The 15,290-nt window shown below is 55.8% G+C and carries 15 protein-coding genes; 12 read left to right on the forward strand and 3 right to left on the reverse strand.

Annotated features, from left to right (window positions below; all coding sequences use genetic code 11):
* Positions 1-151 precede the first annotated feature (151 nt).
* From menD to EU557_RS16615, 6 genes are all read left to right on the forward strand, one after another.
* A complete protein-coding gene (menD, locus tag EU557_RS16590) occupies positions 152-2,104 on the forward strand; it encodes a 2-succinyl-5-enolpyruvyl-6-hydroxy-3-cyclohexene-1-carboxylic-acid synthase (protein ID WP_135531572.1) in 1,953 nt (650 codons plus the stop codon).
* Between the two features lie 16 nt (positions 2,105-2,120).
* Positions 2,121-2,945 carry a 1,4-dihydroxy-2-naphthoyl-CoA synthase gene (gene menB, locus EU557_RS16595; RefSeq protein WP_135531573.1) on the forward strand — a complete coding sequence of 275 codons (825 nt, stop codon included), beginning with the start codon at positions 2,121-2,123 and terminating at the stop codon, positions 2,943-2,945.
* A 117-nt stretch (positions 2,946-3,062) separates the two neighbouring features.
* The gene (locus EU557_RS16600) at positions 3,063-3,413 is read left to right on the forward strand and encodes a DUF6370 family protein (protein ID WP_135531574.1); all 351 of its coding nucleotides are present in this window, start codon (positions 3,063-3,065) and stop codon (positions 3,411-3,413) included.
* Between the two features lie 203 nt (positions 3,414-3,616).
* Positions 3,617-4,381: a type I methionyl aminopeptidase gene (gene map, locus EU557_RS16605; RefSeq protein ID WP_135531575.1), complete on the forward strand. Its 765-nt coding sequence runs from the start codon at positions 3,617-3,619 to the stop codon at positions 4,379-4,381.
* Between the two features lie 272 nt (positions 4,382-4,653).
* Complete coding sequence (locus EU557_RS16610) at positions 4,654-6,255, forward strand: tetratricopeptide repeat protein (RefSeq protein ID WP_210116070.1); 1,602 nt, start codon at positions 4,654-4,656, stop codon at positions 6,253-6,255.
* Between the two features lie 163 nt (positions 6,256-6,418).
* Positions 6,419-6,934 (forward strand): hypothetical protein, encoded by a 516-nt coding sequence (locus EU557_RS16615; RefSeq protein ID WP_135531577.1) that lies wholly within the window; start codon positions 6,419-6,421, stop codon positions 6,932-6,934.
* A gap of 119 nt (positions 6,935-7,053) precedes the next feature.
* Here the strand turns inward: EU557_RS16615 and EU557_RS16620 are convergent, their stop codons facing one another.
* Positions 7,054-7,272, reverse strand: coding sequence for a DUF4102 domain-containing protein (locus EU557_RS16620; RefSeq protein ID WP_135531578.1), 219 nt, complete (start codon positions 7,270-7,272; stop codon positions 7,054-7,056).
* 166 nt (positions 7,273-7,438) lie between these two features.
* Here EU557_RS16620 and EU557_RS16625 point away from each other — a divergent pair, with 166 nt between their 5' ends.
* The 3 genes from EU557_RS16625 (at position 7,439) to EU557_RS16635 (ending at position 9,780) form a co-directional block, all read left to right on the forward strand.
* Positions 7,439-7,885 (forward strand): hypothetical protein, encoded by a 447-nt coding sequence (locus EU557_RS16625; RefSeq protein ID WP_135531579.1) that lies wholly within the window; start codon positions 7,439-7,441, stop codon positions 7,883-7,885.
* A gap of 54 nt (positions 7,886-7,939) precedes the next feature.
* A complete protein-coding gene (locus EU557_RS16630) occupies positions 7,940-9,073 on the forward strand; it encodes an AMP-binding protein (protein ID WP_135531580.1) in 1,134 nt (377 codons plus the stop codon).
* Between the two features lie 278 nt (positions 9,074-9,351).
* The gene (locus tag EU557_RS16635) at positions 9,352-9,780 is read left to right on the forward strand and encodes a hypothetical protein (protein ID WP_135531581.1); all 429 of its coding nucleotides are present in this window, start codon (positions 9,352-9,354) and stop codon (positions 9,778-9,780) included.
* Between the two features lie 77 nt (positions 9,781-9,857).
* Here EU557_RS16635 and EU557_RS16640 read toward each other — a convergent pair whose 3' ends face one another.
* Positions 9,858-10,556 (reverse strand): hypothetical protein, encoded by a 699-nt coding sequence (locus tag EU557_RS16640; RefSeq protein ID WP_135531582.1) that lies wholly within the window; start codon positions 10,554-10,556, stop codon positions 9,858-9,860.
* Positions 10,557-10,719: 163 nt separating this feature from the next.
* Here EU557_RS16640 and EU557_RS16645 point away from each other — a divergent pair, with 163 nt between their 5' ends.
* Together EU557_RS16645 and EU557_RS16650 are read left to right on the forward strand one after the other, a co-directional pair.
* On the forward strand, positions 10,720-11,181 hold the full coding sequence (locus EU557_RS16645; RefSeq protein ID WP_135531583.1) for an ABA4-like family protein: 462 nt from the start codon (positions 10,720-10,722) through the stop codon (positions 11,179-11,181).
* Positions 11,182-11,193: 12 nt separating this feature from the next.
* The gene (locus EU557_RS16650) at positions 11,194-12,060 is read left to right on the forward strand and encodes a hypothetical protein (RefSeq protein WP_135531584.1); all 867 of its coding nucleotides are present in this window, start codon (positions 11,194-11,196) and stop codon (positions 12,058-12,060) included.
* 212 nt (positions 12,061-12,272) lie between these two features.
* Here the strand turns inward: EU557_RS16650 and EU557_RS16655 are convergent, their stop codons facing one another.
* Positions 12,273-13,817, reverse strand: coding sequence for a hypothetical protein (locus EU557_RS16655; protein WP_135531585.1), 1,545 nt, complete (start codon positions 13,815-13,817; stop codon positions 12,273-12,275).
* A gap of 502 nt (positions 13,818-14,319) precedes the next feature.
* On the opposite strand from EU557_RS16655, the gene EU557_RS16660 reads away from it, so the two are divergent.
* Entirely contained in the window at positions 14,320-15,228 is a 909-nt protein-coding gene (locus EU557_RS16660; RefSeq protein WP_135531586.1) for a branched-chain amino acid transaminase, read from the forward strand.
* Positions 15,229-15,290 lie beyond the last annotated feature (62 nt).

The following is a 15,290-nucleotide window of genomic DNA, read 5'->3' on the forward strand; positions in this document are numbered from 1 at the left end:
AACGCTTCGTTGCTGAAGCCTTGGCCGCTTGACTACTTAGAGGTAGAGATGCTTCGACAAGCTCAGCATAACGTTTTTAAAAGGTTAACCCTTACATGCTCAGACTGTCGGCGCTCAGTAGCTCTTCAATTGACCTTATTTATCTACTCTGATGTCTTCCCTTCAAGCCGTTCATAATATCCCGGAAATCTGTGCTCAGCTGGGCATTACAGACGTGGTGCTCTCGCCGGGTTCCCGGTGCGCGCCGCTTACCATTGCCTTTGCCCGCCACCCGGATATTAAGGTGCGAACAGTGCCTGATGAACGCGCCGCGGCCTTTATAGGCCTAGGCCTTGCCCAAGCCCAACGGCGAGCCGTGGCATTGGTGTGCACCTCGGGCACGGCCGGCCTGAACTACGCCCCCGCTGTGGCAGAGGCCTACTTCCAGCAGATTCCGCTGGTGCTGTTTACCGCCGACCGCCCTCCAGAGTGGATTGACCAGCTCGATGGCCAGACCATCCGGCAGGCCGACTTGTACGGCGCCCACGCCAAAGGCACCTTCACCTTCCCCGCCGATACTGCGCACGCTGATGCGCAGTGGCACGCCACTCGTATCGTTTCGGAAGCCATAGGCCTAGCGGAGCAGTTTCCGGCCGGACCCGTGCAGGTAAACATTCCGCTGCGGGAGCCATTCTACCCCAAAGCCGGCGAGGAGCTGCAGTTTGAGCGCGTGAAAGTTACCCGCGAAGTACCCGCTCGGCCCCAGTTGCCGGCTGCTGTGCTCACTGAGCTGCGCGAGGCTATTCAGAGTACCAGCCGCGTGCTGGTAGTGGGCGGTCAGCACGCGGCTAATACGGAGTTGCTGTTGGCCCTGCGGCAGTTTGCGGCAGCCTATCAGGTGCCCGTGGTGGGCGATGTTATTGCAAACCTCCATCTGCCCGCCGCTCCCGATTTTGATCAGCGACTGCGCCCGCTAGGCCACCAAGATGTGTTCATGGCCGTGCCGGAGCCCGGCTTGAAGGAAGCCCTGAAGCCAGAACTGCTCATCACGTTCGGACAGTCGCTCATCTCAAAAGCCCTGAAGCTCTATCTGCGCAACGCCAAGCCGGCTCAGCACTGGCATATTCAATCAGCAGGAGCCGTGGCCGATACGTTTCAGTCGTTGACGAAAGTAGTGCGCATGGAGCCCGCTGATTTTTTTGCGGCACTAACTTACGTCTCGGGTAGTACAACAGATAGTATAGGAGTATCTGAAGCCCTTGATTCAAGTTCGATTCCTAGCGCAACCGCAGCTTCTCTTGGCTCAGACAAAACCTTATCTGCATCCTCTCACGCCACTGCTCAGGACGCCACTCGCGTGGCTTCCCGCCCCGCTCCTACCGGGCCGGTGCGGCTGACTTGGCCTAGCAGCGGCTCGCACCTGAATGAAGCGGAAGCTACGGCCAAAGCGGCTTACCTGAAGCCCTGGCTGGCGGCAGAAAACTGGGCTGGCAGTTTCCTGGAGGAATTCATGCAGCAGCCTAACCAACCCTTCAACGAGTTTACAGCCATCTACCGGGCGCTGCAACTGCTCCCCGACCGCACCGCTTTGCACCTGGCCAACAGCATGGCCGTGCGCTACGCGAATATTCTAGGCCTGCCCAAAGGCCGGATGGTGGAAGTATTTGCCAACCGGGGCACTAGCGGCATCGATGGCTGCACCAGCACGGCCATTGGCTCGGCGCTGGCCATGCCCGACCGGCCCGTGGTGTTACTAACCGGCGACGTAGCGTTTTTCTATGACCGCAACGCCTTCTGGCACAATTACCCCACGCCCAACCTGCGCGTGATTTTGCTGAACAACCACGCCGGGGGCATCTTCCGCATGATTGATGGACCGCGCCAACAGCCTGAGTTGGAGGAGTTCTTCGAGACGCGCCAGATGCTGCAGGCCGAGAACACGGCCCGCGATTTCAACCTCCGCTATTTCGCCGTTTCATCCTTTGCTGAACTAGAGTCGGCTTTACCGGTTTTCTTTGCACCAGAATCTGGCGCGAGTCTGCTCGAAATCACCACCGACAGCCCCACCAACGCCGAGTTCTTTGAACAGTACCGGGCCCAGGTCCGGACATCATTTTCCTCTTAGCCCTACAGTATTCCCTATGGCTGAACAACTTACCTGGACCCCGATCAAGGAGTTCCGCGAAATTCTCTTCACGCAGCACGGCGGCATCGCCAAAATCAGCATCAACCGCCCACAGGTGCACAATGCCTTCACGCCCCTCACGGTGCAGGAGATGATTGAGGCCATGGATATCTGCCGCAACCGCACCGATATTGGCGTTATCATCCTGACGGGTGAGGGCGGCAAGGCGTTCTGCTCAGGCGGCGACCAGAGCGTGCGCGGCCACGGCGGCTACGTGGGCGAGGACACCGTTCCCCGCCTGAATGTGCTGGATCTGCAGAAGATGATTCGCTCCATCCCTAAGCCCGTGGTGGCCATGGTGGCCGGCTGGGCTATTGGCGGTGGCCACGTGCTGCACGTGGTGTGCGACCTAAGCATTGCCGCTGAAAACGCTCGTTTCGGCCAGACGGGTCCCAACGTGGGTTCGTTCGATGGCGGTTTTGGGGCTAGCTACCTTGCCCGCGTGGTAGGCCAGAAGAAGGCCCGCGAAATCTGGTTCCTCTGCGACCAGTACAACGCCCAGGAAGCCCTCGACATGGGCCTCGTGAACAAAGTAGTACCTCTGGAGCAGCTAGAAGAAACTACCGTGGCCTGGTGCAACAAGATCCTTGAAAAGAGCCCCCTGGCCCTGCGCATGCTGAAATCAAGCTTCAATGCGGAGCTCGATGGCCAAGCTGGTATTCAGGAGCTGGCCGGCAACGCCACGCTGCTCTATTACCTCTCCGAGGAAGCCAAAGAAGGCAAAAACGCCTTCATCGAGAAGCGCAAGCCCGACTTCTCAAAATTCCCCAAGTTCCCGTAACCGGTTCGGGTAGCCTGCGTTTCCTACAACGGCTCGCACCTTTGGCTGCGAGCCGTTTACTTTTAGCCCAACTTGCGTACTGCGAGTTACATTGCTTCTACTCTAGCGCTACTCAGTATGAAGGCCCTCCTACTCTTGCTTTTGTTAAGCTTCGCCGCGGTATCTACCACACAAGCCCAATCTACTCCAACAGCCGCTCCTGATAAAAGCAAGGAGGTACTTCTGGTAGACGCGGCTTGCGGACAGTGCCGCCTAGGCCTGCCGGGCAAGAGTTGTGACCTAGCTATTCGCATGAATGGCAAGGCGTATTTTGTAGACGGCACTGACATCGACTCTCACGGAGATGCCCACGCCAAAGATGGCTTCTGCAACTCTGTTCGTAAGGCTCAAGTGCAGGGCGAAGTAGTTGATAACCGATTCAAAGCGACCTATTTTCAGCTCTTGCCCGAAACAGTAACGGCTAAATAACCGAGTTCGACTGGGGCATAACTCAATCTTCTCAGCCGCACTCTCGCTCCGCCACTACATACTCTGGGTTGAGCAACGTACACCGCTAGTGCGCCTCAGTAAACCGGGCTAGCATTCAATAACTAACAAAAAGCCCCAACGCTTTCTTTAGTATCAGCCAGCTAACGCCGCGCTATTACATCAGAAAGCCAACCTTTCCGCCTATGTCTATCACCTCCCAAGCCGACCTATCTGGGCTTCAACTCATCAGTGAAGCGGTGGGTACCACCCTGAAACAAATGCGCGAATATGCCCAGCCCGGCATGACGACGAAAGAGCTGGATGAATACGGCGGACGTATTCTGGCAGCATTGGGGGCGAAATCGGCTCCGCGGCTTACCTATGGCTTTCCCGGTTGGACGTGCATCAGCGTTAATAACGAAGTGGCGCACGGTATTCCATCGGACCGCAAAGTGTTGCAGGAAGGTGACTTAGTAAACGTTGATGTATCGGCGGAACTGGGCGGTTACTGGGCCGATAACGGCGGCTCCTTCGTGCTTGGCACCGATATTCATCAGCACCAGCCGCTGGTTGATGCTTCCCGGCAAATCTTGCGCACCGCCCTCAGCCGCATTCGCGGCGGTGTGCGCATTGCCGATATCGGCGGGCTGATTGAAAACGAAGCCCGCAAATCGGGGTATCGGGTAATCAAGAACTTGGTGGGTCATGGCATTGGGCGCAGCTTGCACGAGGAGCCCTCGGAAATTCCTTGCTACTACGACCGTTACAACCTCAAGCGCTTCAAGAAAAACTCAGTGGTGGCAGTAGAAACCTTTATTTCTACCCGCGCCACGCTGGCCCATCAACTCAGCGACGGATGGACGCTGGCCACCAAAGACGGCAGCTTTGTAGCTCAGCACGAGCATACTATTGTCATTACTGATGGCCAACCCATTATTCTGACGGAGGCAAATCGCATTTGGGAGTAAGCAGCGGGCTACTCAACCTTGGTAGCCGGCAACAGGCGCACACCTGTACTTTTTCAACACGTTCTTAGTCCTAGCTTCTACAGGCTCATGCTGCACAGCGTGAGCCTTTTTACTTTATTCATGCGCGTAAAACCTTTATATTTAGCATAGTACCTATTCAAACTCACTAAGCCAGGTGTGTCATGAACAGCAGATTGCTCCTCGGCCTTTTCACTCTTCTTTTCTTGGCTCAGTGTGGCAAGCAGCAAGAGAAGAGCCCTACTTCCCGGAGTGTGCTACAGGAGCTAAACCTCAAGCGCGGAAACGTTACGCTGTGCGGAGCGCCAGCCCTGCAATTTGGCCGCGCCGAATTGCAAACTTCCTGCAGCGAAACTACCCGAGAGCAGTTCAACTTAGCCCTTACGCTGCTGCACTCATTTGAGTACGATGAGGCGGAAAAAGCCTTTTCGGCCGTAATCGACAGCACTCCAAATTGCGCTATGGCGTACTGGGGAGTAGCCATGGCAAACTTTCACCCACTCTGGACGCCACCTACGGAAGATGAGCTTCGCAAGGGCACCCGAGCAGTTCAGGTAGCTAAGTCATTGAATACTACTACAAGGGAGGCAGCGTACATTGAGGCTATTGCGGCTTTCTACAATAATTGGGAAACTACAAGCCACAGCACTCGGTGCCTGAAGTTTGAGCAGGCCATGGAGGCGGTATATACCGCGTTCCCGTCCGACAAAGAAGCGGCGGTTTTCTACGCCTTGGCGCTTACTGCTGCCGCGTTACCAACCGATAAGTCTTTCACCAAACAGAAAAAGGCGGGCCGCATTCTACAGGCGCTTTACCCCGGCCAGCCAAACCACCCGGGTATTGTGCATTACCTGATTCATACGTACGATTATCCTGAGCTAGCCGCGCTAGGCCTGCCTGCGGCCCGGAAATACGCGGCTATTGCTCCTTCTTCAGCGCATGCGCTGCACATGCCCTCGCACATATTTACACGGCTAGGCCTCTGGGATGAATGTATTAAGTCGAACCTAGCCTCCGTATCGTCGGCCAAGTGCTACGCCGAAGCCACTAACATGCCAGGGCACTGGGATGAGGAGCTGCATGGCCTAGACTACCTAACGTACGCCTACCTGCAAAAGGGAGCCAACGACTCGGCGCAAATCCAGCGGGACTATGTAAAGTCGATCAAGGAGGTTCAACCGGTTACGTTCAAGGTGGCCTACGCTTACGCTGCTATTCCGGCCCGCTACGCCTTAGAGACCCGGCAGTGGGCGGCAGCTGCCAACCTGCCAGTGGCGCCCTCCTCTTTTCCTTGGCACAAGTTCCCGTGGCAGGAGGCTATTGTGCATTACGCCCGCCTCTTGGGCGCTGCCCGTATCAAAAGCCTACCTAACGCGCGTGTTGAGCTAGCCCAGCTGCACCGCCTACAGAATATGTTGCTAGCCCAACACGATGCCTACAAAGCCAATCAAGTAGCCATCCAACTTACCTCGGGTGAGGCTTGGCTACGTTGGGCCGAAGGCAACAACACCGCAGCGGTGGCGCTCATGCAACGGGCTGCCGACATGGAAGACCAAACAGAAAAACACCCCGTAACACCGTGTGAAGTACTACCGGCACGAGAGTTATTAGGTGATATGCTCCTGCAGCTACATCAGCCCCATGAGGCATTAGTGGCCTACAGAGCCAATCTGCGAAAGCACCCAAACCGGTTTAATGCGCTCTACGGGGCCGGACTGGCCGCGAAGAAACTGGGCGATACGCAAGCTGCTGCGTTTTACTTTCAGCAGTTGCTCCGCGTGGTTGGAGCTAGCAACTCTCCCCGGCCCGAGGTAGCTGCCAGCCAACAGTATGTACAAGCCGTGGCTGCCCTCTAAACTGCCTACTTTTTGTTAACACTTATTTAATACCAAGTAGGCATACGTCTGCACATCCTTGCTATGCAAGAAGCCCTATATTTAGGCACCTATCAATAGCTTCCTGGCAGGCAGCAAGTACCTGTCTTCTTCGGGCGCACCCTATCCTTCACGTCCTTCTGTTATGGCCGAGTATACAGTAACCGCTAGCGGTAATCAAGAATTTCAATTACTAGCCGACGACAGTCTGGTGGGCACCTTGCGCTACGCGCAATGGTACTCCATTAAAGCAGGTATTACGCTAGCTGACGGCTCTACTTTTCAGGTTGAGCCCCGTGGCTTTTGGGGAACTACTATCGAGCTGAAAGATGATCAGAATGTACTGCTAACGTTTAAGATGAACTGGGACGGTAACATCATCATCAAGTCGAAGCTCGATGATGGCGCGAATGCGTTTGTGTTTAAAAGTAAAAGCGTGCTTAAGCACACCTATGCCTTACAGGACAAAGAAAAAAGGGAGCTGCTAGTGATTCAGCCCGATTTTCAATGGAGCAAGCTCAACTACAACTACACCATTTCCACCACTGAGCACTTTGCCGAAGTTGGATCACAGGCGCTGCTTCTGCTAATGGCCATCCACTGCGCGAATTACTTCATGACGATGATGGCCACCATGACCACACTGCTCGTTGCTTCATGAGTCGGTTGGGGCTGCACACTTCCTTGGCCACTTGCTATACAGCAAGTTGGCTAGGCCACCTCGGTTAAAAACAAGAAGCGCCACCTGAGTTAGGTGGCGCTTCTTGTTTTTAACAACAGCTAAAATATCGATCCATAGGCGCTACATCCTTCGCACCAGCCGAAGAAGTTGCGGAGCCTTTCATTCTTAGCTTGTTTTTTCAACAGCTTACGAGCTTTGCGGGCTGCCTCAACGGCAGGGGTCATTGCGGGGGCGGCCATGTGGCGGCGCAGTGTGATATAGCGCCGAAAAACAAAAGTCTTGGCCAGAACAAACGGGCTTGGTGCGGTGGGATGCATGGCGTTTGGAGGTTGGTGACTGGTTTAAGATACGACACTAAATTGCTTATAGTCAAGAAAAAATGTTTTCATCCTACGTTTAAGAAGATTGCGGGCCATGGTAGTTAACGCTATGATTCTTCCTCAGCTCTGCCTTAACTACGAAAAGCGAGCCTACTCTTGCGTTATGAACAATGCCGATTTTCTTCAGGCTATTTGGCGAATACGGCGTTTGCACTGGCTGCATTATCCGGTACAGACGCTGGTGATGGCGAGCGTGGTACTGGGGCTCGGGAGTCGCCTCCCAAGCGCTGCCGGCTCTGAGCGGGTAGCCGCGTGGCCGGGCCTGCTACTGTTGGGGGCCATGGTACCCATTGTAGGCCTGCTCCTTTACTCCGTGTCCCGCCGCCTGCGGCCCAACCTCCGACGGCTGGCGGAGGAAAATCTGCGTATTTACAAGGGGAGGATCTTTCTCCGCAACAGCTTGCTGTGTTTGCTCATTCTTCCGCTCCTCGTTTCCTACGTGCTAACTCATGGCACTTTAGAACTCGTATGTTGCGGGATTCTCCTGCTAGTTTTGCCCTTGCTCACGGCTCCCTCGCCTAAAAACTACCAGCGCTGGCTGCTTAGCTGAGCGAAATGCCCTTGCCCCCGGCGGCGCTTGTCGCTACTCTTACTCTACTGCTCTATGTCTGCTTCCAACCTTCTTCCCGACTCTCTCCTGCTCAATGGCCGCGAATTTCGCTACCAGGATATTCAGCAATACCCCGCCAACTCGCCCACTGATTTGAACGGCTACGAGGCCCGGGTACTTGATTTCTGTCGGCAGTGGCTGAATGGGGCCCAGGAGTTTGGGTTGCGCACTTCCGGCTCTACGGGCAAGCCGCAGTTGGTGCAAATGAAGCGTCGGCAGCTGGAAGCCTCCGCCCGCCGCACCGGCGACTACTTCGACCTGGGCCCGGGCGACCGAATGCTCGTGTGCCTGAACTGCGAGTTTGTGGGTGGCATTATGATGCTGGTGCGGGCCTTTGAGCGCAATATGCACCTAACCATTGTGGAGCCCCAGGCCGACCCAATGGTGCTGGTACCGGCGGCTACGTTCGATTTTGCTTCGTTTGTGCCGTTGCAACTGCGCGAGGTGCTGGCAAACGGCCATGGCCCGCGCCTAAACCGAATGAAAGCCATTCTGGTGGGAGGAGCTTCCGTGGAGAAAAGCCTGGAAAAAGAAGTTCAGAAGCTGAAAGTGCCCGTGTACCTGACGTACGGCATGACGGAAACCGCCTCGCACATTGCGCTCCGCCGCCTCAACGGCCCCACCGTTTCACCCTACTACCAAGTACTGCCGGGCATTCACGTAGGCCAGGATGACCGCGGCTGCCTCACAGTGCGCGCCGATGTAACCAATGACCAGCTCATCACCACCAACGACCGGGTTAACCTGCAGCCGGAAAACCACTCCTTTGAGTGGCTAGGCCGCGCTGATTTTGTTATCAACAGCGGAGGCGTGAAAGTGCAAGCCGAGAAGGTGGAGCTGGTGCTGGAAGTTGCCCTGACGGAGCTAGGCCTGTCTCGGCGCGCCTTCGTAGCTGGGCGGCCAGATTCTCGGCTGGGCGAACAAGTGACGGCCGTAGTAGAAGGGGCACCGCTTTCCTCTCATCAGCAACAGCTACTGCTGGCGTTGCTCACGGAGCGCCTAGAGAAGTATGAGCGGCCCAGAGAATTCCTATACGTGCCACAGTTTCGCACCACGGCCTCGGGCAAGCTTGACCGGCTTAGCACCCTGCGCGGGCAAGGCACCGCGCCGCACTCGCATCAGCGGTAGAGTACTACTTTCTTCAGGCCTACTTTGCATTTATACTTCAGTTCGTTTCTTACTTTCGTGATATATACGTTGATTTGCAGCTAGCAATTAGCTTGCGTTTGCTTGCTTAGGCGTTAAACCAACTGCTCTCGCATCCTATTCTGCCGTATATACTGGCCTAGAGCCTAGCAAAGCCTTTTTACAGTTTTTTGGCGCTAGCTTCTGGGGCCGTATTGCTCTTTCTATCCACACCAAAACGGCTTTCCGCACAAAGCCGCCTATACCAATCAGCCCCTGTCATGAAACAATTTTTCGCCTCTCTGCTGCTTGTCGGCGCTACTGCCTCTACTGCGCTGGCGCAAAGCAAACCAGCGGCAACCGCACTAGTTCAGGAGCCTGTGCGCTATGAGTTTTGCGAACTAATGCGCACGGGAGCAGCCCAGCTGGGTAAGCCCGAAAAAGAGAAGAGCGGCGACATCTTCGTTGACTTTGGCTATGGCTACGAGAAGCTCGGCGGCTCAGAACAGGTAATGCGCGAAGCCGGCAAAATTCAGGTATTCGCTACCAGTATCAGTGCCCTTAATTATATGGGCTCTTTGGGCTGGGAGATTGTACAAATAATTGAACAGCCTACGAGCTACAACACGGCAGGCACCCCGCTCAACTTAGTGTACCGCTACATGTTGCGCCGGCCGCTCACGGCAAAAGGTGTGGCGGCACCTCGCTAGGCCACTTCTCAGGTGATTTTATGGGAGCCCCGAAGTATACTATGTTAGTTGCTTCGGGGCTTGTTGTTGCTCGGCCACTAGCGGACGGGCTCTAGGCCTTGCTGGGTAAACAACCGCTCATGGCCGCGCGCTACCTTAATTAAGTCGCCCAGAAAGAGCTTGACGCGGCCAAAGAAGATAACGCCGCTCATGTCATCCTTGGGTTCTTTGCCGGCGGCAAGGGCCTGCCGATAGCCGCCCCCGGCCCCGACACCAATCCAGCGGAATATCCGGTAGTGCGCAGCTACGGAAGGCTCCAGCATAAACAGCACTTCCCTGTTGGTACGCCGCACACCACCGTCCGGAAAGTAGTATTTGGTGTAGTAGCTGCCAACCCCTAGCTGCAACGGAGTGCTTAGCTCCCAGCGCTGATTGCCAATAAACACGTATTCGCCGTAAGCCGCCAGGTACCTAAACCGGACCTCGTCGCGGGTGCCGGCTGGGGTACCTAGGGGCTGCTCAATGCGCGTGGGCACGCCCCCCGAGAGCCGATATACTCCAATGCCAGCTCGCCAGCGGCCTCGCCATTCAATTCCGCCTTTTAACCCGTTGATGCCTACTACCTTGCCGTTCAGGATGGAGAAGCGCTGATCGAACTGAAATACGGCCCGGCGATGCGCCTGCCGCACAAACGTGCTATCGTAGGAGGGCTCCGATTCGGCGTAGGCCACCCTACCGGCTCCCAGTAGGAACAGTAGACTTATACCAGGTAAACAGGGCAGACTAGCGACTTTCACGGGGTAAAGGTACGCGGACTTAAATAGCAATAGCGCAACGGATGCCAGCAGTTCACCCTAGGGCTACAGGCACTTCACCACAGTTGCCATACGGTTCACCGGGTTTACGCCTTTACAACCCACCTATAATGCGCAAGTTTAGAGCGTCAACTTGCTAGTCCCTATGCTACTCGCCCCCGACCCTTTGTTTTCTTTGGCCAACACCGTAGCCCTATTAGGCTGGGCCTTGCTGGTAGTGGCTCCGCGCTGGCGCTTCACGCAAGCCACCGTGCTAAGCGGCGCACTGCCCTTGGTGCTAGCAGTGGCCTACGCCCTACTGATTGGGTCGCACTACCTCGGCCCCCACGCCTCAGAGGGAGGGTTCAACTCCTTGGCTGAGGTGGCCGCGCTGTTCCGCGACTCGTGGGGGCTCTTGGCTGGCTGGGTGCATTACTTGTGCTTTGATATGAGCATCGGGATTTGGGAAAGCCTGGATGCCCGCCGTCGCGGCGTGCCACACCTGCTGCTGGTGCCGTGTTTGGTGCTCACGTTCCTGTTTGGGCCGGTAGGGCTGCTGCTCTATAGCCTGCTGCGGCGTTTCTACGGCCGCGAAGTTTCTGCCGCTGTTTTACCAATCACGCATTAAGCTTTTACTGCTATGTCTGCTACCCTGCCCGTGAAAACACTGGTTACCTCAACCGGCCAAACCCGTCCGTCAGCCACTTCTCTCCTAGCTTACCTCACCGATTGGCTCCGGGTGCTGCATCGCGTAAACCCCGTGTTGTCGGGGGCCGGATGGCTGCACGTGGGGGTGCTGGTGCTGGCGCTAGGCCTGTTGCCCTTCGACCAGCGCGTGGTAACTGGCCTAGCGGTGTGGATGAAGCCAATAAAGTTCTCGCTTTCGATTGTGGCCTACACCTGGACGCTGGCCTGGCTGCTGGCCGATTTACCGGCTCGTGCGCAGCGCGCCGTGCGCCTGATTAGTTGGGGCGTGGCCCTGAGCATGGTGGTGGAAATGGGCTGTATAGTAGTTCAAGCAGCCCGCGGCACCACTTCGCACTACAACGCCGCCACCGCTTTTGATGGCATAGCTTTCGGCCTGATGGGCATCTTTATACTGCTGAACACGGTTCTCACCACCTGGGCGGTGTACCTGGTGTGGCGGCACCGCCCCCACGGCCCGGCGGGCTACGTGTGGGGTGTGCGCCTGGGCCTGCTGCTATTTCTCATTGGCAGCGTACTGGGCGGCATGATGATTCACCTCAACCAGCACACCGTAGGCGCCCCCGATAGCGGCCCCGGCCTGCTCGGCCTCGGCTGGAGCACCCGCGCTGGCGACCTGCGCATTGCGCACTTTCTAGGCCTGCACTCGTTGCAAGTGGTGCCCCTGCTGGGGTGGTGGATCAGCCGGAAGTTGCCCGCCCACGCCGTGCTTCTTACATGGCTGGGAGCCGCCGCTTACACAGGGTTGGTAGCGTTGCTGTTCGCGCAAGCGATGCACGGAAAGTCGTTGTTCAACTGGTAAGCGTTCCTAATCGTTGCCCGAACCGCTTGTACCATTAAAAGCCCTTACCTCCTGTGTGGAAGTAAGGGCTTTTCTAGTTTCGTCAGACGTGTTGCGGGCCACAAGAAAGGATTGACGCCGCTTGATGCGCGGAATGCTCTGCGTCCTCGCAATGACGTTCTATTTTACTTCTTGCTATTCACTTCATTCCTCATTTTACCACGGCGCCCCCGTTACTTCAACGCCTTAAACTTGCGACGGATAACTTCCTGGACGGGCACGTTTTCGATTTTGCTTTCGAGCCAGGAAATAATGTCGAGATAGAGAAAAGGACGGCGTTCGAAGGGGTTTTCGGCAATGCGAATCAGCTTGTTTTTGAGCTTGATGAAGGCATCTTTCAGTTCAAAGGGCGCGATGTCGCCGAGGTTGCGCAGAAACTGGAAGATGGCCTCCTGCATCTGCTGCTGGTCGTTCATTTTGCCCAGAAAGCGATACACCGAGCGAATTTGGTATTCGAGAGCTTCGTCGCGGCCGGCTTCGTAGTGGGCAATCAGGTTAAGGATGCGGGCAAAGCACTGAATGTCCTCGCGCAGGTTCGCCTCCTTGAAGAAAATTACTTTGTTGAGGTACTCAATGGCCTTGTCGGGCTGGCCGCTGCCGAAGTACAGGCTGGCAATTTTGTAATAGAATATCAGGCGCCGGTGCGAGTCGAGCTGAATGCGGAAGTAATCAAGCTTTTCCAGCAGCTCCGGGATGATGGTTAGCCCTTCCGTGAACTGCCCGCGCATGAAATACCCATTCAGCCGGTTCGTGTAGATATACAGGAACAGCAGCATTTCAATGTTAGGGCTGGTGCGCCGGTCGGGGTCGGCGGCGTAGGCCTCTAGCTGCGCCAGCACTTGCTCAAATTTGCTATAGTACAGCATGTTGTGCGCCGTAATCAGCAAGTTGTGCAGGCCCTTGATATAAAGCATGGCCTGCTGCTCGCGCATAGTAGGGTTGTTCTCAAACAGGTCTACCCACTTCTGCGCGTAGCGGAAGCACAGGCGGAAATTCTGCGTGATGGTATAATACCACACGTGGGCCTGGTAGTAATAAAGCTGCTCGTAGAAACCCGCCTGGCGAGGGTCCAGCGCGGGTAACCCATTACGGAAGTAGGCCGTGATTTTTTCGTAGTCCTGCTGGTTGCGGGTGTGCCCAATTTTGAGGTAACGGCCGTACATGCGCAGCGCCAGGTTGGAAAGCTCGTGCTCCCGGGCTAGGTGCGTAACCGTATCCGTGGCCTCATCCGACAGCTCCCGAGCCCGGCCGCGCAGGCTGCGCGTGATGTACTGCCCTTCAATGAGCTTTTCAAAGTCCAGGGCTAGCAGCACAATGTGCGGCATCTCACACTGGTGGGCCGTAGCTTTTATCTTTTCCAGCATGCGCAAACTCTGCTGGTAGAGGCCGCGGTTATAGAGTACGCGGGCATAATCAAGCTGCTCGTGGAGCTGTATATCGAGGTTGTGGCCGGCATGGTACATGCGCAGGCTGGCCAGCAACTGCCGGTATAGGTTGGCCTTTAGGTTAGCTACTTGCACTTTCTTGATGGCTGGCACTTGGGCCAGCACGCGTTCCTCATCATACTTCTCCTGCCCATCAAGGGCATCAAAGAGCTGCAGAAACTTGAGCCCATCGGTAGAGCCCTGCCGGTTGGCAAACAGCCGGAAGTGCCGCTTTTCGGTGCGGGTGAGAGTCTTAATCAGCTGAAAAACCGGATCGGTATTTTCGTTGGGCATTGTATTAAGCAAAAAGTCAACTTACTGATTAATAACTATTTGTCATTTACAAATCAAATAATAGAAATAGTAAGGAAGTAAGAAAAAAATTTTAGCCAACGCAGTAACGTCATGTACTTGCGCTCATCAATAGAGCGTAAAGATGATATGCCCGAGCACTTTTCCACCTCCTGGTCTGCAATTTTTCTTCCGTTAGTAACGGCCGGCTGGCGAGCCATCATCACGCAAGCTTCTCCCTCCGGAGATACCATAAGCGGTTGTTACTCTCTGCAAAGAATAGAACCAAATCAAGCCCTCCGTAGGCCACTCCCAACACCTTCTCCCTCCTTCCACTTCCGCTTTCCATGACTACTGCTTTCCGCCTCGTCCTGCTAGTCATTATTCTGCCACTGCCGGGCTGAAAGGAAGCGCATTGTCCCTGATTCGACTAGCCTTTCTCAGCCCAGCGCTTGGAAAGGCTTTTTCATAGCCGTTTTTCTCTCTCCTTACCTCACCTACTACCATGTATTTCACCAGTAATACCATTGCCTTTTTGGATGGCGAGTTCGTGCCGGCTGAGCAGGCTACCTGTGGGGTGTATGCCCAGTCGCTGCACTATGGTTACTCCGTTTTCGAAGGTATTAGAGCCTACAATACGCCCGCCGGAACTCGCATTTTCAAGGCTGAGGAGCACTACGAGCGGCTACATTACTCGTGTAAAGCAGTAGGGCTGCCACTGGAGTACTCGGTAGAGGAGCTCACGCGCATCAGCTACGAGGTACTGGAACGCAACAACCTGACGGATGCGTACATCCGCCCGCTGGTGTATGCTGCCACGCCCAACATGAGCCTGAAAGCCGCCACCTCCAGCAACCTGCTGATTGCAGTGTGGGAATGGGGCAAATACCTCGGCGACCAGAGCCTGCGCCTCACCATCTCGCCCTATGAGCGCCCCAACCCCAAGGCGGTGCCTATTGAGGCTAAAGTAGGCGGCCACTACGTTAACTCCATCATTGCCAGCACCGAGGCCAAGGGCCGCGGCTACGATGAGGCCCTGCTGCTTGACATGAACGGCTACGTAGCCGAGGGCCCAGGTGCTAACTTCTTCTTCGAGCGCGACGGAGAACTATACACAGCTCCACAGGGCAGTATTCTGCGCGGCATCACCCGCAACACCATCATCGACTTGGCCCGGGAAGCCGGTATCACGGTGCACGAGAAGTTCTTTAAGCCCGAGGAGCTACGCACCGCTTCCGCGGCCTTCATGACAGGCACCGCGGCTGAGGTTATCGGCATTGCTTCGGTGGATGATGTAGTGTTTGAAAAGTCATTCCAGCACTCCATCGGCGGCATGCTCGCCAGCCACTACCACGCCCTAGTAACGGGGCAAGCAGTAAGCCGCAACGCCAGCTTCGCGGAACAAGCTCGGTAGTGGCCTAGAGAACACCAAAACTAACCACATTGAACGTCATGCTGAGCGGAGCCGAAGCCTCT

This window comes from Hymenobacter wooponensis (assembly GCF_004745865.1).
GTDB classification, from domain to species: Bacteria; Bacteroidota; Bacteroidia; order Cytophagales; family Hymenobacteraceae; genus Hymenobacter; species Hymenobacter wooponensis.